We start from the raw sequence: 23,298 nt of genomic DNA, 5'->3' as shown, positions 1-23,298 counted from the left end.
TCCGTGTTTCCCTTGCACGGTATAAATAGGGGGCGGAGGTATCGGTCGGTCCGGACGCTTGATGGCGTCAAGGATCGGACAGCGTTACAATACGTCAGTTACGCCGGCAATCTATTGTCTATCTTGCCGGCTTCCTGGCTCAAATCACCCAAGTCTCATGTTCCGACAGCGCAGTATCCAGAATCTCGTCCGCACGACAGGCGTCGGCGTCCACTCCGGACGGCGGGTCGAGCTCACCTTGCGCCCGGCACAACCCAACACGGGGATCGTTTTCCACCGCGTCGATCTGCCTCAGGTCGTGGACCTGCCTGCCCAGGCGGCCGGCGTGGGCGACACGCGCATGGCATCCGTGCTGCAGCAGGGCAATGTCCGCGTGTCCACGGTCGAACACCTCATGTCGGCGTTGGCCGGCCTGGGTATCGACAACCTGCATATCGACCTGACGGCGGAAGAAGTCCCGATCATGGACGGCAGCGCGGCGACGTTCGTCTACCTGCTGCGCTCGGCGGGCATCGTCGAACAGAACGCACCCAAGCAATTCATCCGCGTGCTGAAGCCCGTGGAAGTGCGCGAAGGCGAGGGCCGCAACGAAAAATGGGCCCGCCTGGAGCCGCATGAAGGTTTCGCGCTGGCGTTTTCCATCGACTTCCGGCATCCCGCGATCGATTCCACGGCCAATTTCGCCGAGATCGATTTCGCCACGCATTCGTACGTGCGCGAGATCGCCCGCGCGCGCACCTTCGGCTTCGTGAACGAAGTCGAGGCCCTGCGCTCGATGGGCCTGGCCCGCGGCGGCAGCCTCGACAACGCCATCGTCATGGACGAGTACCGCGTGCTCAACAGCGACGGGCTGCGCTACGACGATGAATTCGTCAAGCACAAGATCCTGGACGCCATCGGCGACCTGTACCTGCTGGGCAAGCCCCTGGTGGCGCGCTATGTCGCGTGCAAGTCAGGCCATGGCCTGAACAACCAGCTGGCCCGCGCGCTGCTGGAGCAGCGCGATGCCTGGGAACTGATCACCTATGAATCGCAGGCGGAGGCGCCGCAGGCGTTCCGCCACGAGTGGAAGCTGGCCTGATAGGCCCACCCCCTACCCGCTGACGCGGGCCCCCTCAAGGGGGCGACGTCTGCGGACCGGCAAAGCCGGCTCCGCGACGTCCGCGCTATCACCTTGCGCGGCCAGGTCCTGAGGACTTTCAGAGGAGGTGACAGTCGTCATCCTCTCGCGCTTAAGGCGCAATCCAGCGGCAAGCCATAGTATCAATCCGTCCGATAACTTGGTTTCGCTTCGTTTCGGAGGGGGATTTCCGCCGGACAATCCCCCTGGCTTCAGCTACTCTTGTGGTGTTTCAGGAGTTTGGCGACCGCATCGGCCAAGGGCCCGGGGCGCAGGTTTCCTTGCAGCGTCTCGAACGCGCCCAGCGCGGTGTCGCCCAGCGGCTGCGCCTCTGTGGGAGGGCGCGGCTGACGGGCGCCGGGTTTGGGCAAACCCGCTTGTACCTTGACGGCGATTTCGTTAAGGTTCCAGCCTTGGTCTGCCAAGGTCCGCGCGATGCGCGGAGCCAATTGACGCATCTTGGCCGCATGAGCGGCACTCGGCACCACCAGGTGCAGGCACTGGTTCTCCAGCTTGCCCACCTGGCAAACGGCGCCCAGCGGGGCGGGCAGAATCGCCGCCACCGCGTACTGGATTTGTAAGTGCTTGCGGGCGGTTGCCAGAACGCCGGCGCCCCGCATGTCATGACCCAGCCATCCCAGGGCGGTATTTTCTTCGCGCCGGCTGGAACTGGAACGTTGACGGTATGAAGTGGGTCTATTCATCCCGGCTCTAAGAATTAGGAAGCAAACCTTGAAAATCGTGATTATGCACGCCCGCGACGGGCAGGACGGGCATTTCACCCTGGGAGGCGGGCACCTGGCCCTGTTCCTGGGGCTCGCCTTGATCACGGCGGCCATCTGCGGCGCCGCGCTGCAACGATACCTTACTCCCATCCTGCCCTCGGTACATACCGTGGGCTGGCCTTTGGCGAGTCAGCCGGGGCGCGATGCGGATTTCCTGCGCGGAAACATGAATCTGCTGGCAGCCAAGGTGGGGGCCTTGCAGGCCAAGCTGGTCAGCATCGATGGCCTGGGCCAGCGCGTGGCCAAGGTGGCCGGCGTGGCCTATACCGACCCCGAATTGGCCAAGCAACTGGCCCTCGCCCAGCCGGAAGCGCTCATGCAGCCCGAGGCCACCCAGGTCATGGACGATCTGTTCACCGATCATCCGCCGCCGAGCGCGGAGTCGGCCGAAGCCCTGGGGCGCCAGCTCGATGACATCCAGGCTAGGCTGTCCCAGCAGACGGACAACCTGAAGCTGCTGGACGCGGCGCTGACCCGGCGTTCGGCCGATCAGGCCCGCATGCCGACCGCCATGCCCATCACCGACTACCCCTACCTGACGTCCTCGTACGGCTGGCGCCGCAATCCGGTGACGGGCCGCAGCGCGATGCACGAGGGGCTGGATTTCGCCGCGCCTTCCGGCACGCCCATCCTGGCCGCCTCGGGCGGCGTGGTGCTGGAATCCAAGTTCCACCCGGGCTACGGCAATATGGTCGAGATCGACCATGGCGACGGCCTGATCACCCGCTATGCCCATGCCTCGTCCCTGCTGGTCAAGCAGGGGCAACTGATCGAGCGCGGCCAGCAGGTCGCCCGCGTGGGCAGCTCCGGCCGGTCCACCGGCCCGCACCTGCACTTCGAGGTGCGCCTTGCGGGCCAGCCGCTGGACCCCCGCCTGTTCCTGGGGGCGCAGCAGAACGCCCCGCCCGCCGTGGCTCACGCCGCGCGTTGAACCGCCGGCGCGTCGGCCGGTCAAACCGGCCAACAGTGCTACCCTGGTGATAGATCCAGGCTATTGCGCTCCAGGTGCGTTAAACTGGTTCGTTTCCCAGCGGACCCCCGCTCAACCAATAACATCAAGTCACGGGCGACGCTGCCCAGCCCTCACGCAAGGGCGGCGTGTCCTGTGCGGCCGACATACGCATGGTTTCTCTGCTCAAAAAACTCATAGGCAGCCGCAACGACCGGCTGCTTAAGCAGTATCGCAAGCTGGTAACCCAGATCAACGGGCTCGAGCCCAAGATCTCCGCGCTCTCCGATGAGGAGTTGGCGGCCAAAACCGAGGAATTCCGTTCCCGCCACGCTCAGGGCACATCCCTGGACGACCTGCTGCCCGAAGCCTTCGCCGTCGTGCGCGAGGCCGGCAAGCGGGTGTTCGGCATGCGCCACTTCGATGTGCAGATGCTGGGCGGTATCGCCCTGCACAACGGCAAGATCGCCGAAATGCGCACGGGCGAGGGCAAGACGCTCATGGCGACGCTGCCCGTCTACCTGAACGCGATCGCCGGCAAGGGCGTGCACGTGGTCACGGTGAACGACTATCTGGCCCGCCGCGATGCCGAATGGATGGGCCGCCTCTACCGCTTCCTGGGCATGAGCACGGGTGTGGTGGTGCCGCAGCAGCCCAACGAAGAGAAAAAGGCCGCCTACGTCGCCGACATTACCTACGGCACCAACAACGAGTTCGGCTTCGACTACCTGCGCGACAACATGGAATACCGTGTTGAAGACCGTCGCCAGCGCGGGCTGTTCTACGCCATCGTCGACGAAGTGGACTCGATCCTGATCGACGAGGCCCGCACGCCGCTGATCATCTCCGGGCAGGCCGAAGACCACACCGAGCTCTACATCCGCATGAACGCGGTGCCCCCGCTGCTCAAGCGCATGGCGAGCGAGCCCAAGCCGCAGGAACCGGAACCCGAAGGCGACTACTGGGTCGACGAAAAGAGCCAGCAGGTCTACCTGTCCGAAGCTGGGCACGAGAACGCCGAAGGCATCCTGGCGCGCCTGGGCATCCTGCCCGAAGGCGAGTCGCTGTACGATCCGCGCCATATCGCGCTGATGCATCACCTGATGGTGGCGCTGCGCGCCAACACGCTGTTCTTCCGCGACCAGCAGTACGTGGTGCAGGACGGCGAAGTGGTGATCGTCGACGAATTCACCGGCCGCCTGATGGTGGGCCGCCGCTGGTCCGATGGCCTGCACCAGGCGGTCGAGGCCAAGGAAGGCGTGAAGATCCAGCACGAGAACCAGACGCTGGCTTCGATTACGTTCCAGAACTACTTCCGCATGTACGAAAAGCTGTCCGGCATGACCGGCACGGCCGACACGGAAGCGTACGAATTCCAGGAAATCTACGGGCTTGAAACGGTCATCATCCCGACCAACAAGCCCATGGTCCGCAAGGACCAGAACGACCAGGTCTTCAAGACCGACCAGGAAAAGTACAACGCCATCCTGGACGACATCCGCGATTGCCACGAGCGCGGGCAGCCGGTGCTGGTGGGCACCACCAGCATCGAGAACTCCGAGCTGCTGTCGGGCCTCTTGAAGAAAGCGAAACTGCCGCACGAAGTGCTGAACGCCAAACAGCACGCCCGCGAAGCCGAGATCGTGGCCGAAGCCGGCAAGCCGGGCCACATCACCATCGCGACCAACATGGCCGGCCGCGGCACCGACATCGTGCTGGGCGGCAGCGTCGACAAGCAGGTCGACCTGATCCGCGCCGACGAAGCGCTGTCCGAAGCCGAAAAAGACGCGCGCATTGAGAAGGTGCGCGCCGAATGGAAGCCGCTGAACGAGCAGGTCAAGGCCGCTGGCGGCCTGCGCATCATCGGCACCGAACGCCACGAATCGCGCCGTATCGACAACCAGCTGCGCGGCCGTGCCGGCCGCCAGGGCGACCCGGGCTCGTCCCGTTTCTACCTGTCGCTGGAAGATTCGCTGATGCGCATCTTCGCGGGCGATCGGGTGCGGGCCATCATGGAGCGCCTGAAGCTGCCCGAGGGCGAGCCCATCGAGGCAGGCATGGTGACGCGTTCGATCGAGACCGCACAGCGCAAGGTCGAAGGCCGCAACTTCGACATCCGCAAGCAGCTGCTCGAATACGACGACGTGGCCAACGACCAGCGCAAGGTGCTGTACTCGCAGCGCAACGACGTGCTGGAAGCCGCCAGCGTGGGCGAAACCGTGCAGAACCTGCGCGACGCCGCCGTGACCGACATGTTCAACGTCCATGTGCCGCCCGAGTCGGTGGAAGAGCAATGGGACGTGCCGGCGCTGCAAACCGCGCTGGAAGCCGATTGGCACGTGCAGCTGCCGCTGGTGGAAATCCTGGAAAAGGAAACCAGCCTGACCGACGAAGACCTGCGCGAACGCGTGGTGGCCGCCGCGCGCGATGCCTACCAGGCCAAGGTCGATCAGGTCGGCCTGGAATCGTGGTCGCAGTTCGAGCGTTCCATCATGTTGCAGGCAATCGACACGCACTGGCGCGAACACCTGTCCGCGCTGGACTACCTGCGCCAGGGCATCCACCTGCGCGGCTATGCGCAGAAGAATCCCAAGCAGGAATACAAGCGCGAAGCCTTCGAACTGTTCTCGGGCATGCTCGACCGTATCCGCGACGATGTGGTCCGTGTGCTGATGACGGTGCGTGTGCAGTCGCAAGAACAAGTGGACCAGGCCGAAGCCGAAGCGGCCCAATCGCATGTGCAGAACGTGCAATACCACCACTCCGACTACGACGAAGCGCTTGCCCAGACGGAATCGCAGGACGGCGCGCAACCCGTGCGCAACGCGATGCCCAAGGTCGGCCGTAACGATCCGTGCCCGTGCGGCAGCGGCAAGAAGTACAAGCAGTGCCACGGCAAGCTCGTTTGAGCAGGGAGAGGTAAACATGCTGCATTCCGTCGGCCGTACTGAATTCGATCACGCCGTGGTCATGGTGCGCGACCGGCTGGATGCGCTGGCCCCGCATTTCGAGCGCCAGGGCTTTCATCTGAGCGATAAAGCGGTGCACAACCTGGGGTCGTGTAACCGCCTGATCGTGCTGGAAGGCACCTATGTCGAACTGCTTGGCTGGCCGCCGGGCGCGCCGCCCGCGCGCAAGGAAATCGCCGACTCGCCATTCGGGCTGGAAGCGCTGGTGTTCCGCACCCATGACGCCGAGGCCACCTACGAACGGCTGCGCGCCGCGGGGTTCGCCGTCAATCCCGTCCAGGAACTGACCCGGCCGGCGATCCTGGACGGCGAGGAAGTCCAGGCCCGTTTCCATACCGTGCGTTTCGCCGAGCAGCCCTTGCCCGGCATCCGCATGTATTTCTGCCGCCACCTGACGCCAGAGTGCGTGTGGTCGCCCGAACTGATGGCGCATCCCAACGGCGCGCGCAGCCTGCTGCGCATCGACGCCCGGGCCGCGGATGCCCGCGGGGTCGCTGAACGGCTCGCGCTGGTGGCCGACGTGGCCGCCGAGCCGGCGGGCGACGGCTGGGACGTGCCGCTCGCAAACCTGCGCATCCACGTGAGCCAGGACGCCGCGGCGGTCACGCCCACGCTTTCCACGCTGACCCTGGAAAACCGGGACGGTGCCCACTACACGCTGGATACCGGCCTGTAGCCCGCGCCGCGGGATTCCTGTCTTCCCCCTTGTTCTGATGTTGCGCTTGCCGCGCCCGTGGCAGGCGCGCGCCTGCGCGCGTGCGCTCGCATTCGGACAAACCCGGGTTGTCGCTAGAAGTGCATACACTTTAGTATGCACTTCAATACCGATGATGACGTCGCCCGCAAGCGACTCGGCACGATGCATACCTCCAACGCCATCCGTCCCGCCGCCCGTACCCAGGCGGCCCAGGCCGAGCTGTACGGCGCCGTCAAGGCGATGGCCGTGCGTTTCGAGTTCAAGCCCGGGGAGCGCATCAACGAGGTGGAACTGGCCCGCAGGCTGAACGTCAGCCGCACGCCCCTGCGCGAAGTGCTGAACCAGCTGATGGTCGAGGGTTTCCTGACCCGTTCGGTAAACCGGGGCTTCATCGCCCGCCTGCTCGACGCCAAGCAGATCCACAGCCTGTATGAATATCGCGCGGTGCTGGAAGCCGGCATCGTGCGCGCGGCCTGCGAGCGCGCCACGGACGAGGAACTGGCCAGCTTGAGGGCATTCGTCGAGCGCTCGCGGGACGAGCCCGAGGACAGCGAGGCCACCCGCCTGCTGGACCTGGACGAAGCCTTCCACCTGACGCTGGCCCGCTACTCCCGCAACGAGGAGTTCGTGCGCGCGCTGGAAAGCGTCAACGCCCGCATTCACTTCGTGCGCTGGATCGACATGCAACAGGGCCGCCGCGGGCATACCCAGGGCGAACACCTGCGTATCGTCGAGGCGCTGGAACGGCGCGATATCGATGCGCTGCCGGGGCTCATCAACGCGCACATCGGCCGCCGGCTGGACCAGATCACCGACGTCATACGCACCGGTTTTTCCACGATTTACATGCGGGACCAGGCCGAACCCGCTGCGGCAGTGCCGGCCAACACCATATCAGCAGGGGAAAAGCAATGAACCACAGGATGAAACGCGGTCTGGCGGCGTTATGCGTGCTGGCCGCCGCAGGGGGGGCCTTTACCGCGGCGCCCGCCATGGCAGAGGAGCGGCCGCTGGTGCTGGTCGTACCGTATCCGCCGGGAGGCAGCACCGATATCCTGGCTCGCATCTTGCAGCCGCGCCTGTCGGAGCAGTTGGGCGGCCGCGCAGTCGTGGTGGAGAACCGCCCGGGCGCGGCCAGCCAGATCGCGACCGCGTTCGTGGCACGCGCCGAGCCGGACGGCAATACCCTCCTGGTCAGTTTCGACAACCACGGCATCAATCCCGCCGTGAAGCCCAAGCTGCCCTATGACACGTTCAAGGATTTCGTGGCGATCTCGCAGACGGTGCGTTTCCCGCTGGTGATCGGCGCCAACCCGAGCGTGCCGGGGAACAACCTGAAGGAATTCCTGGCCGCCGCTGCCAAGCAGCCGCCGAACAAGTTCAACTACGCGTCCACCGGCGTGGGGTCGCTGAACCACCTGGCGCCTGAAGAGCTGAAGCGCCTGTCCAAAGTCGAACTGCTTCACGTGCCGTATGGCGGCGGCGGACCGGCCATCCAGGCCGTGGTGGGCGGACAGGCCAACATGACATGGTTGAGCTTCGCGGCGCTGCGCGGCCAGATCCAGGCCGGCAAGATCAAGCCGCTGGCTGTGGCCGGCGACAAGCGCCTGCCCGAGCTGCCCAACGTGCCGACGGTGGCCGAATCCGGTTTCCCCGGGTTTGTCGCCTACTCCTGGAGCGGCATGTTCGCCCCGAAGGGCACGCCCGAAGCCACCGTGAAAAAGCTGACCGCGGACTTCCAGGCCGTGCTGGCCGATCCTGAAATCAGGAAGAAGGTGACGGAGGCGGGCTTCGAGATCGTCGCCTCGGACGGCCCGGCGCTGGACGCCTACGTGAAGTCCGAATACGACCGCTGGAGCGCCTTCATCAAGAGCAGCAACATCAATCTGGACAACTGAACGGCGAGCGGCCGGACACCCCGGCCGTGCGCGAGCAACACGTGGAGATGACATGGAAAACCTGACCGGCGCCGAAGCCATGGTGCGGATGCTGCAGCACAACGGCGTCAAACATATTTTTGGCCTGTGCGGCGACACCAGCCTGCCGTTCTATGACGCGCTGTACCGCCTGGACCACGGCATGCGGCACATCCTGACGCGCGACGAGCGCAGCGCCGGCTACATGGCGGACGCCTATGCCCGCGTGACCGGCAAGGTCGGCGTGTGCGAAGGCCCCAGCGGCGGCGGGGCAACCTACCTGCTGCCCGGACTGGTGGAGGCCAACGAGTCGTCCGTGCCCGTGCTGGGCATCACGTCGGACGTGGCGGTGGGCTCGCGCGGCAAGTACCCCCTGACCGAATTGGACCAGGAAGCGCTGTACCGTCCGCTGACCAAATGGAACCGCACGATCGACCGCGCGGACCAGATTCCCGGCATGGTGCGGGCGGCCTTTCGCGCGATGACGACCGGCAAGCCCGGGTCGGCCCATCTGTGCTTCCCGTACGACGTCATGAAGCAGCAGGTGGACGCGTCCGACATCTGGGCCCAGCCTGAGCACAGCCGCTTCCCCGCGATGCGCTTCGCGCCGGATCCCGCCGACGTGGCCCGCGCGGCGCAACGGCTGGTCGGCGCGCGCGCCCCGGTGATCATCTGCGGCGGCGGCGTGGTCATCGCCGGTGCCAGCGATGCCTTGCAGCAACTGGCCGAAGCGCTCAAGGCCGCGGTCTGCGTGACGGTGAGCGGGCAGGGCAGCCTGGCCGATACCCACCCGTTGAACGCGGGCGTGGTGGGCTCCAACGGCGGCGTCATGGCGACGCGGGACGTGGTGGCCGCTGCGGACGTGGTGCTGTTCGTCGGATGCCGCGCGGGGTCGACCTCGACCGAGCACTGGCGCTTCCCCAACCGCAACGTGCCGATCCTGCACATCGATATCGACCCGATGGTGATCGGCGCCAACTACCTGACCGAAGTCGGCATGGTGGGCGATGCCAAGCTGGCGCTGGAGGCGCTGGGCGCCGAAGTGGCCGAGCGCCTGGCGCACCGTCCTTCGGACGCGGCCGACGGCGCAGTGCTGGCCGGCCGCGCCAAGGTGGCCCGCCAGGCGCAACTGGAACCGCTGGCCAGCAGTCTGGAGGCGCCCATCCGCCCCGAGCGCGTGGTGCAGTCCCTCAACCGCCTGCTGCCCGACGACGCCGTGGTCTGCGCCGACCCGGGCACGCCTTGCCCGTACTTCTCGGCCTATTACGACGTGTCGCGCCCCGGCCGCCACTTCATCACCAACCGGGCGCATGGCGCGCTGGGCTTCTCCATGTCCGCCGCGCTGGGGGCGTGGGTGGGCCGGCCCCAGTCCAAGTGCGTGTCGGTGATGGGCGACGGCAGCTTCGGCTTCACGGTCGGCGAACTGGAAACCATCGTCAGGCACAAGGCGCCGCTGCTGATGGTGGTGTTCTCGAACTCGGTCTATGGCTGGATCAAGGCCAGCCAGAAGGCGGGCTACGACAAACGCTACTACAGCGTGGATTTCGACCGCACCGACCACGCGCGCATCGCCGAGGCCTACGGCGTGAAGGCGTGGCGTGTGGATGATCCCGCCAAGCTGGACGCGGCCATCAAGGCGGCCATGGAGCACGACGGCCCGGCGCTGATCGACGTGGTGGCCCAGCCGCTGCAGGACGCCGCGGCGCCGGTCAGCCAGTGGATGGGTTGATCCGGACGGCCGCGCCGGTATCCCCCGGCGCGGCGGCGCCGCCATTCCTGGCGGCGCCAGACCTATACTGATTTGCTTCGGCAGGGCGAACCACCGGGGATCGTCCGCAAAGACAGGGGAGTCAGGCATGGATCTTGGGATCAGCGGCAAGACGGCACTGGTATTTGGCGGCAGCCGCGGCATGGGCCGGGCCTGCGCCCTGCAATTGGCGCGCGAAGGCGTGGCGGTCACGATCGCGGCCCGCAATCCGGCGACCCTGGAGCAGGCCGCCGCCGAGATTTCGCGCGAAACGGGAGCGGGCGTGGGCTGGGTGTCGGCCGATCTGACGCAGCCGCAAGGCCGCGACGCGGCCATCGCCGCCTGTCCGCAGCCCGATATCCTGATCAACAATGCCGACGGACCGTTGCCGGGCGACTTCCGTCACTGGACGCACGACGACTGGGTCGCTGCGCTGGATGCCATGATGCTCGGCCCCATCGATATGATCCGGCGCGTCGTGGACGGGATGATCGAACGGCGTTTCGGGCGCATCGTGAACATCGTGTCCCGCAGCGTGAAGGCGCCGCACGCCGAACTGGGCTTGTCCAACGGCGCGCGCTCGGGCCTGATCGGCTTCGTGGGCGGGCTGGCGCGGCAGACCGTGCGCCACAACGTCACCATCAACAACCTGCTGCCGGGCGCTTTCGCCACCGATGCGCAGGTCCGGCATATACAAGGCATGCTGGAGCAGTCCGGCGGCAAGAGCTTCGAGCAGCTGTGGGATGAGCGCGGGCGCTCGAACCCCGCGGGCCGCTATGGTCAGCCCGAGGAACTGGGCGCCCTCTGCGCCTATGTCTGTTCGGCCCATGCCGGCTACATGACGGCGCAGAACATCCTCATCGACGGCGGCGGCTACCCCGGCACGTACTGACGGGAGGGGGCGGACGGCTGGACGCCGGCGGGCCGAACGGGCAAGATTGGGGCCGATCGCGTGAGGACTCCCCATGGACCAGACCGACATCAAGATACTGGCCTTGCTGCAAAAAGACGCTACCTGTTCGGTTGCCGAGATCGCCGAGCAGGTGCATCTGTCCGTGACGCCCTGCTGGCGCCGCATCCAGAAGCTGAAGGATGACGGCGTCATCGCGCGCAACGCCATCCTGCTGGATCCTCGCGCCCTGGGCCTGAACCTGACCGTCTTCGTGTCCATCAGGACCAGCCAGCACAACGAGAAGTGGACGCAGAGCCTGATCAATGCCGTGATGGCCTTGCCCAACGTGGTGGAATTCCACCGCATGGCGGGCGACGTCGATTACCTGCTCAAGGTCGTGGTCGAAGACATGGCGGCCTACGACCGTTTCTATCGCCGCCTGATCGGCGCCGTGGACCTGCTGGATGTCAGCGCCAGTTTTTCGATGGAAGTCATCAAGAGCACGACCGAACTGCCGCTGGATTCGGTGTAGGCGCGGGTGCGCAATTTTATTTCCCTGGCGGCCGCCGCGCGGGATGCAAATTCCGTTCGGAGCCTCGGCCGCCCCCCATCTCGCAATCCTTTTGCGCGGGCAAGGGCGTAGGATATCCGGCATTCCAGACGTGGAATGAACCGGGATATCAGAGGACCCTATGTCGTTGGCAGTACCCGCCGGCTGCGCCGGCCCGGCAAAATCGCGGCGCGCGCTGTCGGTGGAGGATCTGCTGGCCGGCTGGAATGGCGCCGATGATCTGTGGGTGTTCGCCTACGGTTCCCTGATCTGGCATCCCGGTTTCGCGTGGCGCGAACGGCGTCTGGCCACCGTGCGTGGCTACCACCGGTCCTTGTGCCTGTGGTCCCACGACCATCGCGGCTCGCCCGACAATCCCGGATTGGTGTTCGGCCTGGACCGCGGCGGTTGCTGCCGCGGGGTGGCCTTCCTGGTGGCGGCTTGCGACGTGCCGGCCGTATTCCGGGCGCTGTGGGTCCGGGAAATGGTCACGGGCGCCTATTCGCCCCGCTGGCTTACCTGCTACACCGAGGCCGCGCCGGTGCGCGGGCTGGTGTTCCTGTTGAACCGGGCCTGCCAGGAATACGCCGCCGGCATCAGCGACGACCGCCTGCTGGCCTCGGTGCGCAATGCCGTCGGGCAGTCGGGGCCTTGCCTGGATTACGTGGTGGAAACGGCGCGCGCATTGCGCGCGCACGGGATCGACGACTGGCGCCTGGGTGACCTGGTCCGCCGCCTGGGGCTGGCCTGCTGAGGCCCGCCGGTCAGAACTGCCAGCGGCCGAACACGAACAGCACGTTGCCCGCGCCGCTCGAGCCGGGGATGTAGGTCGCGTAGAGCATGGCGTCCTTGTAGCCCGCGCTCACTAGCGGCAGGATGCCGGGGAACGGCATGTAGCTCATGATGTCGTGGCGCGCCGTCAGGAAGATGGTGTAGCCCGCGCCGAGGCGGAAGTTGTCGCTGATCTGGCCGATCTTCAGGAAGCCATAGCCCGCGATGGGCTCGATCTTGCTGTGCGAGTCCAGGAAGGCCATGGCGTAGAGGCCCTGCCAGTCTCCGTCTTCGTCGTAGATGCTGCGGCCATAGCCGCCGCCCCAGGCCAGTTCGTTGAAACTGTCGATTTTTTCGCGGCTGTAGGTGGCGCGGTTGTGCCACGAGTAGCCGGTCAGGTAGAGGTCGTTGCCGCCCTCGGTCCAGATCTGGTCGAGGCGGTTGCACGCCGATTGCGCCCACGAGGGCAGGCTTTCACAGGCTTGAACGGCGGAGGCGAAGGGAAAGAAGAGCAGCAGGCAGAGAATCGCTGCCCGGAGTCTGGCGATCATTGCGGGCACTGAACGGATGAAAATGACAATTCCATTACTGTAATGGAACGGTCGTCATCATCCCTGTCAGCTAGCTGTCAATCGCGCCTGCCCAAGGGAAAAGCAGGGCAAAGGCGCGGATGGCTGTTGCGGCAGGGCTACAGCAGGAAGATCGTCGCCAGGCCCAGGAAGATGAAGAAGCCCAGCGAGTCCGTGGCGAACGTGAGCAGCACCGAGGAGCCCATCGCGGGATCCTTCCCGAAGCGGGCGCGCACCATCGGCACCAGCACGCCCACCGACGCGCCCACGAGCATATTGCAGACCATGGCGGCCATCATCACCAGCGCGATGGACACCGAATGCGAGATCACCCAGGCGAACAAGGCGGCGACCAGGCTGCCGCACAGCCCCACCATCAGCGTCACGAAGAGCTCGCGCTTGACCAGCTGCCAGAGATTGCGCCCGGTGATGCGGCCCATGGCCAGCGCCCGGATGATGAGCGTCATGGTCTGGTTGCCGGAGTTGCCGCCAATGCCCGCCACGATCGACATCAGGAACGCCAGGATCACGATCTGGCTGACCGTGCCTTCGAATTGCGAGGCCACGAAGGATGCCGTGGCCGCGGTACAGAGGTTGAAGAGCAGCCAGGGTGCCCGGTTGCGCAGGGCGGTGGCCACCGGCGCGAAGATGTCCTCTTCCTGCAGACCGGCGCGCGACAGCGCCTGTTCCTGCGAGTCTTCGCGCATCACGTCCACCACGTCCGCGATGGTGACGCGGCCGATGAGGCGGCCCTGATCGTCCATCACGGGGGCGGACACTAGGTCGTAGCGTTCGAAGGCGCCGGCGGCGTCGGCGTCGGAATCCAGCGGGTTCAACGCCAGGAAGTCCGAGTTCATGACCGCGCGCACCTCGGTTTCGGGTTCGCTGACCAGCAGGCGCGACAGGGGCAGGATGCCTTGCAGCTTGTCCTGGCGGTCCACCACGAAGATCTGGTCGGTGTGGTCGGGCAGTTCGTGCAGGCGGCGCAGGTAGCGCAGCACTACTTCCAGCGTCACGTCTTCGCGCACCCGGACCATTTCGAAGTCCATGATCGCGCCCACGCTGTCTTCCGGATAGCCCATGGCCTCCAGCAGCTGCGCGCGTTCTTCTTCGGTGAGGCCCTTCTGGACTTCGGCCACCACGTCGGGCGGCAGGTCGGGCGCCAGGTCGGCCAGCTCGTCGGCATCCATGTTGCCGGTGGCGGCGACCAGGTCCTGGCGGTCCATCGCTTCGATGAGCGATTCCCGCACCCAGTCTTCGACTTCCAGCAGGACGTCTGCGTCGTGCTCGGGGCTGACCAGCGCCCAGATGGCCTGGCGCTCGTCCTTGGGCAGCGATTCCAGGATGAAGGCGATGTCGGCGGGATGCAGGCCGTCGAGCAGGGTCTTGAGTTCGGCTTCATGCTGACGATGCACCAGGTCTTCGACCAGCGAGGCCTTCGAGTCGCCTTCTTCCTGGCGATGCACGAGGTCGGCCACCAGCTGCTGGCGGCGCAGGCGTTCCTGCACCTCCGCCAAGGCGTGCTGGGCGTCTTCCGGGTCGAGGCGGCGGGGCGTCGCGGGCGGTTTCTGCGCGGCGGCGGACTGCGTCATGCGTTACGGCTCAAAGGGTAGGGAGGGGGCGGCCGCGCCGCGCTTCGTCGGTGGCGACGTAGGTCAGCGTGGCTTCGGTGACCTTGACGATCTCGGCGTCCAGGCGCTGACGTTCCGCGTAGACCTCGACCGACACGGTGATCGAGGTCGTGCCGGTCTTGACGATGGAGGCGTAAAAACTGAGCAGGTCGCCCACGAACACGGGCTGCTTGAACTGGAAGGCATTGACCGCGACGGTGGCCACCCGGCCGGCGGCGCGGCGCGCGGCGGGGATCGAGCCGGCGATATCCACCTGGGACATGATCCAGCCGCCGAAAACGTCTCCGTGGATATTGGCATCCGCCGGCATCGGCATGACGCGCAATACCGGGTCGCGGTCGGCGGGCAAGGTCGTGAAAGGGGTTTTGGTGCTGGAGGTCATGCGGCCGACTCCACTGCAAGAGAACCAGCCGATTATGCAGGAAAAACGAGACTGCCGCGTGCGTGCGCGAGGCCCGCCGCGGCGCTTTGCCGGGGCGGGCCTGGGATCAGTAGGCCAACTTGACGATAGCGTAGCCGCCAACCAACAGCCAGGCATACAGGATCAGGCCCAATGCCATCACGCGCGGACCGGCCTTTTTGATCTGGGCGAAGCGGGTTTCGATGCCCAGCGCCGTCATCGCCATGGTCAGCGCGAAGACGTCCAGGCGGCGGATGGCGGCCACGGCGTCGGCAGGAATGATGTCCAGCGAATTGACGATGGCCAGCGCCAGGAAGCCCACTGCGAACCAGGGAATGGGCAGCTTGGCGCCCTTGGCCTCGCCGCCGGCATGCGAGGCGGCGCTGCGCAGGTACATGCCCAGCACCAGCAGAACCGGGACCAGCAGGGCGACGCGGGTCATCTTCACGATGGTGGCGACCTCCGTGGTGGCGGGGTCGATGTTGCTGGCTGCGCCGACGACCTGGGCCACTTCGTGGATCGTGCCGCCGATGTAGATGCCCAGCGCCTGGGTGTCGAAATTCAGCCAGCCCGCGTGGTAGAGCACCGGGTACAGAAACATGGACAGGGTGCCGAAGAGCACGACGGTCGCGACCGCCACGGCGCTCTTGTGCGGGGCGGCCCGCAGCGTGGGTTCGAACGCCAGGACGGCGGCGGCGCCGCAGATGGCGCTGCCGGCGGCGGTGAGCATGGCCGTGTCGCGGTCCAGGCCCAGCAGGCGCTGGCCGGCCAGCGTGCCGATCAGCAGGGTGCCCAGCACCACCGCAACCGAGACGGCTAGCCCGGGCAGGCCGACGGCCGCGATTTGCTGGATGCTGATGTTCAGCCCATAGAAGGCCACGGCGATACGCAGCAGGCGCCGCGCGGTGAAATTCACGCCCACGCCCCAGTCGGCAGGCATCGTGCCGCGCAGGAAGTTGCCGTAGAGCATGCCGCAGACGATGCCCACTACCAGCGGCGAAAAACCAAGCTGCCGGATGGCGGGGAGGTCGGCGAGCTGCATCACAGCGCCGGCCAACAGCCCGACGAACAACACCCCGTTGAGCTTGTCGCGCCAGGGCGTCGCCGCCGGCGGCGCAGCGGGCGTGGCCGATGTGGCGGGCAGGGGGACGGCGGTGCTGGAGGAATTGCTCATGATTGGCCTTGTGGCATATCTAAATAACTAGACGAAATATTAATTTCAGGCCTATTATTTGAAAAATTGTTATTTTTTATATGTAATATCGGAAAAAATGATAATTAAGACGATATGACCCCCGACCAGCTCCTGACCTTCGCCTGCGTAGCCGATTCCGGCAACATCAGCCGCGCCGCCCAAACCCTGAACCTGTCCCAGCCCGCGGTTTCCGGCCAACTGCGCATGCTGCAGGAATGGTTCGGCGAGCCCCTGTACCGCCGCAGCGGGCATGGCATCGCCCTGACCGAAGCAGGCGAGCGCCTGGCCGAGCAGGCCAGGCAGCTGCGCCAGGTGTACCGGCAGGCCCAGGCCGTGCGTGAATCGTGGCGCGGCCTGGAGACGGGCGCCCTGCGCCTGGGCGCCAGCACCACGCCCGCCAGCTATCTATTGCCCGGCCTGGTGGCGGACTTCCGTCATGCGTTTCCGGCGGTCAGCCTGCACCTGTCCGACGGCAACACGCGCGAGATCGTCGAGCGCCTGCCGGCCCTGGACCTGGCGTTCATCGAGGGGGATGTGCCGGCCGGCCTGCCCGCGGATACGGCGGTGCACGCCTGGCGGCAGGATGAAGTGGTGGCGATCGTGCGGGCGGACCACGCCCTGGCGGGCAAGGGGGCGGTGACGCTGCGCGATCTGGCCGCGTCCGCCCTGGTCATGCGCGAGCCGGGCTCGGGCGTGCGCCGGCTGGTCGAGCGGGCGTTCGCCGACGCCGGGCTGGCACCTTCGGTGGGGTTGGAACTGGCTGGGGTAGAGGGGGTGAAGCAGGCGGTGCGCGCGGGGCTGGGGGTAGGCTTCGTGTCCGTCATGTCGATGCGGCACGAAGACGGGGCGCTGGCGGCCTTGCGCCTGCTGCCCAAGCCGCTGACGCGCACCTTGAGCATCCTGGTGCCGCATGCGGACGCTGCCGCCCGCGCGGCCGAACGCTTCCTGGCGATGTGCCTGGCGGTCGGCGCGCCGGACGGCGTGTAGGGATCAGGCCTTGGCCAGGCGCTTGAGCGCTAGCTGGACCCAGTACGTGCCGCCCAGCGGCAGCAGCTCGTCGTTGAAATCGTAGCTGCCGTTGTGCAGCGTGCAGGGGCCCAGGCCGTGGCCGCTGTCGCGGTGATCGCCCGTGCCGTTGCCGATCCACACATAGCAGCCCGGCAGTTCCTGCAGCATGAAGGCGAAGTCTTCCGCGCCCATGGTCGGCTGGACCTGGTCATTGACGTTGGCGTCGCCGACGATGTCGCGCATCACGTCGGCGCAGAACGCGGCTTCTTCGGGATGGTTGATGGTGGGCGGGTAGTTGCGCTGGAACGTGAATTCCACTTCGCAGTCCATGGCGGCGCAGGTATGCCGCGCGATCTCTCCCATACGGCGTTCGATCAGGTCCAGCACTTCCAGCGTGAACGTGCGCACGGTGCCGCGCAATTCGGCGTGGTTGGGCACGACGTTGTCGGCGCTGCCCGCGTGGATCTGGGTGATGCTGAGCACGGCCGCGTCCAGCGGATTGCGGTTGCGCGTGATGATGGTCTGCAGGGATTGGGCCAGCTGCACGGCCGCCATGACCGGGTCGATGCCCAGATTGGGCATGCCAGCGTGCGTGCCCTTGCCCTTCACGACGATGGAGAATTCGTTGCTGGACGCCATGATGGGGCCGGGGGTCAGGCCGAACTGGCCGGGCTTCATGCCGGGCCAGTTGTGCATGCCGAACACCGCTTCCATGGGGAAGCGCGTGAACAGGCCGTCGTCGATCATGCGCTTGGCGCCGCCGCCGCCTTCCTCGGCGGGCTGGAAGATGACATAGACCGTGCCGGCGTAGTCGCGGTGCTGCGACAGGTAGCGCGCCGCAGCCAGCAGCATGGCGGTGTGGCCGTCATGGCCACAGGCGTGCATCTTGCCGTCGTTCTTGCTGGCATGCGCGAACGTGTTGACCTCTTGCATGGGCAGCGCGTCCATGTCGGCGCGCAGGCCCACGGCGCGGTCTCCCGGCTGGTTGCCGCGGATGATCCCGACGACGCCCGTGCCGCCCAGCCCGCGATGGATTTCGATGCCCCATTCTTCAAGTTGCGCGGCCACCACGTCGGCCGTGCGGAATTCCTCGAAGGCCAGTTCGGGATGCGCGTGGATGTCGCGTCGAATCTTGGAAATGTCGTGATGCCACGCGACGATGGGTTCGAGGAGTTTCATGGGGAGCGCTCGGGCGAAATTAGGGAACGCAACAAGGGTATCATCAATCAAAAACCAATTTAATGGAGACAAATACCATGACGCGTCCGTGGCTTGCCCATTACCCGCAAGGCGTTCCGGCGGAGATCTCGACCGAGGGATATTCCTCCCTGACCGACCTGCTGGATCGGGCCTGCAAGCAGTACGCTACGCGCATCGCCTGCACCGCGATGGGTAGCGACATCACCTACGCGCAACTGGACGCCCACGCGCGGGCATTCGCCGCCTGGCTGCAAAGCCTGGGCCTGCCCAAGGGCGCGCGGGTTGCGCTGATGATGCCGAACGTGCCCGCCTACCTGGTCAGCATGCTGGGCACGCTGCGCGCCGGTCTCGTCGTGGTCAACGTCAACCCCCTGTACACGGCCGAGGAGCTGCAGCGCCAGCTGCTGGACAGCGGCGCGTCCGTCATCGTCATCCTGGAGAACTTCGCGCATACCCTGCAGCGCGTGACGGATCGGGGGCAGCTCAAGCATATCGTCGTGACCGGGCCGGGCGACCTGCTCGGCGGTCTGAAGGCGCCGCTGGTCAACCTGGCCGCCCGCTACGTCAAGAAGATCGTTCCCGCCTGGCACATCGACGGCGCCCGCATGTTGCCGAAGGTGCTGGGCGACGGCGCGAACCTGTCGTTTACGCCGCCGACCCTGTCGATGGACGACGTGGCGGTGCTGCAATACACCGGGGGCACCACCGGCGTGCCCAAGGGCGCCATGTTGTCGCACCGCAACCTGACGGCCAATGTGCTTCAGACCGAAGCGGTGGCGCAGCCGGTCGTGCACGACCTCGCGGGCCAACAGCTCACCATCATCAGCGCGCTGCCGCTCTACCACGTGTTCGCCATGACCGTATGCGGGCTGTATGGCCTGCACGCGGGCATGCGCAACGTGCTCATCATCAATCCGCGCGACCAGCCGTCCCTGATCAACGCATGGCGCAAGGTGCCCATCAACGTCTTCCCCGGCGTCAATACGCTGTTTAACGCGCTGGCCCACAACGAGGACTTCGCCCGGCTGGACTTTTCCGCCCTGCGCCTGACCCTGGGCGGCGGCATGGCGGTGCAGCGCCAGGTGGCCGAGCGCTGGCTGAAGGTCACGGGCAGGCCGCTGGTCGAAGGCTATGGGCTGTCCGAAACCTCGCCCGTGGCAACGGTGAACCCCACCAACGCCACGGCGTATTCGGGGTCCATCGGCTTGCCGCTGCCGTCCACCGACGTGGCGATCCTGGACGACGAGGGCCGCGAGGTGCCGCTGGGAGAGCGCGGCGAGGTCAGCATCCGCGGGCCCCAGGTCATGGTGGGCTATTGGCAGAAGCCCGAGGAAACACGGCAGTCCATGACCGCCGACGGCTACTTCCGCACCGGCGACATCGGCATCATGGACGAGCAGGGCTATACCCGCATCGTCGACCGCAAGAAAGACATGATCGCGGTGTCCGGCTTCAAGGTCTATCCGAACGAAGTCGAGGCGGCCGTGGCGCAGCACCCGGGCGTGCTGGAATGCGCGGCGATCGGCGTGCCGGACGAACACTCGGGCGAGGCCGTCAAGGTGTTCGTGGTGAAGAAGGACCCGTCGCTGACCGAGGCGCAGATCCAGGATTGGTGCCGGGAACGGCTGACGGGTTACAAGCGCCCGCGCTTCGTGGAGTTCCGCGACGAGCTGCCCAAGAGCAACGTGGGCAAGATCCTGCGCCGCGAATTGCGGCCCGACGCCGCCGCGCCCGGGACGGACAAGGCGGCGTAAACGCCGGGTCAGCCCTTCTTGTCGAGGTGAGGGGCGATCATGTCGTGCAAGGCGCGTTCGATGGCCCGGTTGCCGGCCACGACGCGCCCGCCGATGGGCCAGGGATCCTGCTGGTGCATGTCCGAGCAGGCGCCGCCCGCTTCGCGCAGGATCAGCGTGCCGGCGGCCACGTCCCACGGCGCCAGCCCCATTTCCCAGTAGCCGTCGTAGCGGCCGCAAGCGGTCCAGGCCAGGTCGAGCGCGGCCGCGCCCATGCGGCGCACGCCGCGCGCGCGGTTGATGGCGTCGTGCAGCATGGGCATGTATTGCCCCGCGAACGAGAAGTCCCGGAACGGGAAGCCCGTGGCGAGGACAGCGTCTTCGATCGTCTGCGTGCGGGAGCACTGGATGCGCCGGCCGTTGAGCCAGGCGCCCAGCCCGTAGACCGCGGTAAAGAGTTCCTCGCGGCTCGGGTCGTAGACCACGCCCACCACGGGGGTGTCTTCCGCAAGCGTTTCGTTCGCCGAGACGGCGGTGCCCGCGTGCGCGATCAGTGCGATCGATACCGCGTAGTGCGGGATGTTGTGCAGGAAGTTGGTGGTGCCGTCCAGCGGGTCGATGTACCAGGTGGCCGCGCCCTGCGCCTTGCCGCCGGTTTCCTCGGCGACGATGCCGAACTTCGGCGTGCGGGCTTGCAGCTCCTGGATGATCGCAGCTTCCGCCTCGCGGTCCGCCTGGGAGACGAGATCGTTGCGCGCCTTGCGGTCGATCACGAGATCGGCACGGTGATGCGCGTAGGATTGCAGGATGGCTGCGCCGGCATGGGCCGCCGTGACGGCCGCGTCGATCGCGGCGCACAGGTCGATGGGGGAGGCCAGTGAACGGGGCTGATCGTAAGTATCCATGAAACCAGTGTAAGCCCATGTATGCGTCAAACCCGTGGCAGGCGCTCGAAACCGGCTTGCCGCGTGGCGTCTGCCCAACGCAGGGGCGCCCATTATTCGATAATTCGCGTTTGTCCCAATTCCGCTTGTTTCCATTGTTTTCATGTCCGCTACCTTTGCTCCCCTGATTCCCGCAGTGGCCGAATTCGATGCTGACGGCCGGCTGTACAGCCCGGTCTACGGCGATGTCTATCACTCGCCGTCCGGTGCACTGGGGCAGGCTCAGCATGTGTTCCTGCGCGGCAACGGCCTGCCCGAGCGCTGGCGCGGACGCGGTGCGTTCACCGTCTGCGAGACCGGTTTCGGGCTGGGATTGAACTTTCTGGCGCTCTGGCAGGCCTGGCGGGAAGATCCCCAGCGCCCCGCGGCGCTGCACGTGGTTTCGATCGAGGGGCACCCTTTCTCCCGCGAGGATCTGGCCGCGTTGCTGGAGCGCTACGCGCCTGAACCGCTGGCCGATCTGGGACGGCAGTTGGCGGTCCAATGGCCAGACCTGCTGCCGGGCCTGCATCGCCTGGAATTCGAAGAGGGGGCCGTCACGCTCACGCTGGGCTTCGGCGACGTGCAAGTCCTGGCGTCGCGGTTGAGCGCGCGGGTGGACGCGTTTTTCCTGGACGGCTTTGCGCCCGAGCGCAATCCCCGGATGTGGGCGGTATCGCTGCTGTGCGACCTGGCCGGACTGGCCGCGCCCGGCGCCACGGTGGCGACGTGGGCCTGCACTGGAGAGCTGCGCCGCGCATTGCAGGAGGCTGGCTTCAACGCGCGCCGCGCCCCGGGCTATGGCGGCAAATGGCATATGACGACGGGCGAAGCCGCCGTAGAGGGACGCGTGGCAGCGGCCCTGCGCCCCGCGGGGGCCAGTCATGCCGTTGTGGTGGGCGCGGGGCTGGCCGGGGGCGGCATCGCCCAGGCGCTGGCTGTCCGCGGGTGGCGCGTGACCGTAATCGACGCGGGCCGGGCGCAGGGCGCGCCCGCCCATGCGGAGCACATCGCCGCGGCGCTGACGCCCGTGCTGGCGCGCGATGACAACGCGCGGGCCCGCCTGTCGCGCGCGGGCAGCGAGCGGGCCCTGGCGCGGTGGCTGGGCCTGCCGCCTGGCGCGGCGCCTCGGGTCTGCGGCACCGTTCAGCTCGAGCGCGACGCGGGCCGGTCCGCGGCGATGGCGGGCACGCTGGAGGCGCTGGCGTTCCCGGAGCAATGGGTGCGCCAGGTGAGCCAGAATGAAGCCAGCGCGCTGGCCGGGCTGCCGCTGGCGCGGGGCGGCGTGTTCTTTGCGCGCGGCATGCTGGTGCAGCCGGGCCGCCTGATAGAAGCCTTGCTGGCGTCGTCCGGCGTGACAGTGCTGCCCGCCAGGGCGGAACGGGTCGAGCGGGTCGGAACGGGCTGGAGCGTGCGGGATGCGGCGGGTGCCGAACTTGCGCGGGCGGATACCGTCATTCTTGCCAACGCGGCCGGCGCGCAGGCCGTCCTGGCGGCGAGCGGGCTGTTGGATCCGCTGCCGCGCGTGGCGCAGATGCACGCGTTGGCCGGCGAGGTGACGCTGGTGCCGGCGGCGGCCCTGGCGGGCGGACCGCGTTGCATCGTTGGTGGAGAAGGCTATCTGCTGCCGGATACGGGAGAGGGCTGTGTTGTCGGCAGCACGTACGTGCATGGCGCGAGCGAAGCCCGGGTCGGCGCCGAGGGGCAGCGCGTCACGCTGGACAAGGCGGCCGGCCTGTTGGGCGCAGGCCATCCGGACTTCGACGCTCTGGTGCCGGGCAGCCTGCCGGGCTGGGCGGGATGGCGGGCCGTGCTGCCGGGAAGGCTGCCGGCCGTGGGCGAGCTGCCGCATGCGCCCGGCCTGTGGCTCGCCGCCGGGTATGCCTCGCGGGGCCTGTCGTGGTCGGCCTTGATGGGGGACGTGATCGCGGCCCGTTTGCAGGGCGAACCCTCGCCGCTTGAAACGGACTTGGTCAGACTGGTTTCTCCCCGCTGAAAAAAGCCGGGACGGAGAGCGGGGAAGGGTTGCCAGGTGGCGTAGAATGCACGAATTGCCAGGATTTGGCGCCAATTGGGCCTGAATTGGTGCCGGGCTCGGCGTTTCGGCGGCCCGGCAGGCACCTGTGCCCACGGGCAATGACCGGGGCTTTAGACCCCTTTTATGGATGAATTGGCCGTCCAAAAGAGGGACCGAGTTTATTTCAAAGCCCAAATCCGTCAAAATAGCGTCTTTTGATGGTTTT

The 23,298-nt window shown here is 66.7% G+C and carries 20 protein-coding genes; 13 read left to right on the top strand and 7 right to left on the bottom strand.

The window, feature by feature from the left end; genetic code table 11:
• Nucleotides 1-157: 157 nt before the first annotated feature.
• The gene (gene lpxC, locus AGI3411_RS07420; RefSeq protein ID WP_129526736.1) at nucleotides 158-1,081 is read left to right on the top strand and encodes a UDP-3-O-acyl-N-acetylglucosamine deacetylase; all 924 of its coding nucleotides are present in this window, start codon (nucleotides 158-160) and stop codon (nucleotides 1,079-1,081) included.
• Nucleotides 1,082-1,332: 251 nt separating this feature from the next.
• On the opposite strand, the gene AGI3411_RS07415 is transcribed toward lpxC, so the two are convergent.
• Nucleotides 1,333-1,740: a DciA family protein gene (locus AGI3411_RS07415; RefSeq protein WP_129526769.1), complete on the bottom strand. Its 408-nt coding sequence runs from the start codon at nucleotides 1,738-1,740 to the stop codon at nucleotides 1,333-1,335.
• Nucleotides 1,741-1,867: 127 nt separating this feature from the next.
• On the opposite strand from AGI3411_RS07415, the gene AGI3411_RS07410 reads away from it, so the two are divergent.
• The 9 genes from AGI3411_RS07410 to AGI3411_RS07370 all read left to right on the top strand — a co-directional run bounded on the left by AGI3411_RS07410 (nucleotide 1,868) and on the right by AGI3411_RS07370 (nucleotide 12,379).
• A complete protein-coding gene (locus tag AGI3411_RS07410) occupies nucleotides 1,868-2,836 on the top strand; it encodes a M23 family metallopeptidase (RefSeq protein WP_129526768.1) in 969 nt (322 codons plus the stop codon).
• Nucleotides 2,837-3,027: 191 nt separating this feature from the next.
• Nucleotides 3,028-5,763 (top strand): preprotein translocase subunit SecA, encoded by a 2,736-nt coding sequence (gene secA, locus AGI3411_RS07405; RefSeq protein WP_129526735.1) that lies wholly within the window; start codon nucleotides 3,028-3,030, stop codon nucleotides 5,761-5,763.
• 16 nt (nucleotides 5,764-5,779) lie between these two features.
• Nucleotides 5,780-6,499 carry a VOC family protein gene (locus tag AGI3411_RS07400; RefSeq protein ID WP_129526734.1) on the top strand — a complete coding sequence of 240 codons (720 nt, stop codon included), beginning with the start codon at nucleotides 5,780-5,782 and terminating at the stop codon, nucleotides 6,497-6,499.
• 183 nt (nucleotides 6,500-6,682) lie between these two features.
• The gene (locus tag AGI3411_RS07395) at nucleotides 6,683-7,435 is read left to right on the top strand and encodes a GntR family transcriptional regulator (protein ID WP_129526767.1); all 753 of its coding nucleotides are present in this window, start codon (nucleotides 6,683-6,685) and stop codon (nucleotides 7,433-7,435) included.
• Between the two features lie 8 nt (nucleotides 7,436-7,443).
• A complete protein-coding gene (locus AGI3411_RS07390) occupies nucleotides 7,444-8,418 on the top strand; it encodes a tripartite tricarboxylate transporter substrate binding protein (RefSeq protein ID WP_425265320.1) in 975 nt (324 codons plus the stop codon).
• A gap of 52 nt (nucleotides 8,419-8,470) precedes the next feature.
• Nucleotides 8,471-10,165 (top strand): thiamine pyrophosphate-binding protein, encoded by a 1,695-nt coding sequence (locus tag AGI3411_RS07385; RefSeq protein ID WP_129526732.1) that lies wholly within the window; start codon nucleotides 8,471-8,473, stop codon nucleotides 10,163-10,165.
• 127 nt (nucleotides 10,166-10,292) lie between these two features.
• Nucleotides 10,293-11,075: an SDR family oxidoreductase gene (locus AGI3411_RS07380; protein ID WP_129526731.1), complete on the top strand. Its 783-nt coding sequence runs from the start codon at nucleotides 10,293-10,295 to the stop codon at nucleotides 11,073-11,075.
• Between the two features lie 73 nt (nucleotides 11,076-11,148).
• On the top strand, nucleotides 11,149-11,607 hold the full coding sequence (locus AGI3411_RS07375) for an Lrp/AsnC family transcriptional regulator (protein ID WP_062685465.1): 459 nt from the start codon (nucleotides 11,149-11,151) through the stop codon (nucleotides 11,605-11,607).
• 160 nt (nucleotides 11,608-11,767) lie between these two features.
• Nucleotides 11,768-12,379, top strand: coding sequence for a gamma-glutamylcyclotransferase (locus tag AGI3411_RS07370; protein WP_129526730.1), 612 nt, complete (start codon nucleotides 11,768-11,770; stop codon nucleotides 12,377-12,379).
• A 10-nt stretch (nucleotides 12,380-12,389) separates the two neighbouring features.
• On the opposite strand, the gene pagP is transcribed toward AGI3411_RS07370, so the two are convergent.
• The 4 genes from pagP to AGI3411_RS07350 all read right to left on the bottom strand — a co-directional run bounded on the left by pagP (nucleotide 12,390) and on the right by AGI3411_RS07350 (nucleotide 16,170).
• Entirely contained in the window at nucleotides 12,390-12,947 is a 558-nt protein-coding gene (gene pagP / locus AGI3411_RS07365; RefSeq protein WP_129526729.1) for a lipid IV(A) palmitoyltransferase PagP, read from the bottom strand.
• A gap of 137 nt (nucleotides 12,948-13,084) precedes the next feature.
• Complete coding sequence (gene mgtE / locus AGI3411_RS07360) at nucleotides 13,085-14,557, bottom strand: magnesium transporter (RefSeq protein ID WP_129526728.1); 1,473 nt, start codon at nucleotides 14,555-14,557, stop codon at nucleotides 13,085-13,087.
• A gap of 10 nt (nucleotides 14,558-14,567) precedes the next feature.
• The gene (locus AGI3411_RS07355) at nucleotides 14,568-14,978 is read right to left on the bottom strand and encodes an acyl-CoA thioesterase (RefSeq protein WP_129526727.1); all 411 of its coding nucleotides are present in this window, start codon (nucleotides 14,976-14,978) and stop codon (nucleotides 14,568-14,570) included.
• 106 nt (nucleotides 14,979-15,084) lie between these two features.
• Nucleotides 15,085-16,170 (bottom strand): YeiH family protein, encoded by a 1,086-nt coding sequence (locus AGI3411_RS07350; protein WP_165359091.1) that lies wholly within the window; start codon nucleotides 16,168-16,170, stop codon nucleotides 15,085-15,087.
• Nucleotides 16,171-16,284: 114 nt separating this feature from the next.
• Here AGI3411_RS07350 and AGI3411_RS07345 point away from each other — a divergent pair, with 114 nt between their 5' ends.
• Nucleotides 16,285-17,178, top strand: a complete 894-nt coding sequence (locus AGI3411_RS07345; RefSeq protein WP_129526726.1) for a LysR family transcriptional regulator — start codon at nucleotides 16,285-16,287, stop codon at nucleotides 17,176-17,178.
• Between the two features lie 3 nt (nucleotides 17,179-17,181).
• Here the strand turns inward: AGI3411_RS07345 and AGI3411_RS07340 are convergent, their stop codons facing one another.
• The gene (locus AGI3411_RS07340) at nucleotides 17,182-18,378 is read right to left on the bottom strand and encodes a M20 aminoacylase family protein (protein ID WP_129526725.1); all 1,197 of its coding nucleotides are present in this window, start codon (nucleotides 18,376-18,378) and stop codon (nucleotides 17,182-17,184) included.
• A gap of 77 nt (nucleotides 18,379-18,455) precedes the next feature.
• Between AGI3411_RS07340 and AGI3411_RS07335 the strand changes: the two genes are divergently transcribed.
• Nucleotides 18,456-20,153 carry an AMP-binding protein gene (locus AGI3411_RS07335; RefSeq protein ID WP_165359090.1) on the top strand — a complete coding sequence of 566 codons (1,698 nt, stop codon included), beginning with the start codon at nucleotides 18,456-18,458 and terminating at the stop codon, nucleotides 20,151-20,153.
• A gap of 8 nt (nucleotides 20,154-20,161) precedes the next feature.
• Here AGI3411_RS07335 and AGI3411_RS07330 read toward each other — a convergent pair whose 3' ends face one another.
• Nucleotides 20,162-21,037 carry an inositol monophosphatase family protein gene (locus AGI3411_RS07330; RefSeq protein ID WP_129526723.1) on the bottom strand — a complete coding sequence of 292 codons (876 nt, stop codon included), beginning with the start codon at nucleotides 21,035-21,037 and terminating at the stop codon, nucleotides 20,162-20,164.
• A gap of 142 nt (nucleotides 21,038-21,179) precedes the next feature.
• Here AGI3411_RS07330 and mnmC point away from each other — a divergent pair, with 142 nt between their 5' ends.
• Nucleotides 21,180-23,051, top strand: a complete 1,872-nt coding sequence (gene mnmC, locus AGI3411_RS07325; protein WP_129526722.1) for a bifunctional tRNA (5-methylaminomethyl-2-thiouridine)(34)-methyltransferase MnmC2/FAD-dependent 5-carboxymethylaminomethyl-2-thiouridine(34) oxidoreductase MnmC1 — start codon at nucleotides 21,180-21,182, stop codon at nucleotides 23,049-23,051.
• The last annotated feature ends 247 nt before the right edge of the window (nucleotides 23,052-23,298 follow it).

The sequence above is a fragment of the Achromobacter agilis genome (genome assembly GCF_900496965.1).
Lineage (GTDB): Bacteria > Pseudomonadota > Gammaproteobacteria > Burkholderiales > Burkholderiaceae_B > Achromobacter > Achromobacter agilis.
Note: the sequence above shows the minus strand (reverse complement) of the source record. Positions and strands in the feature narration are given on the sequence as shown.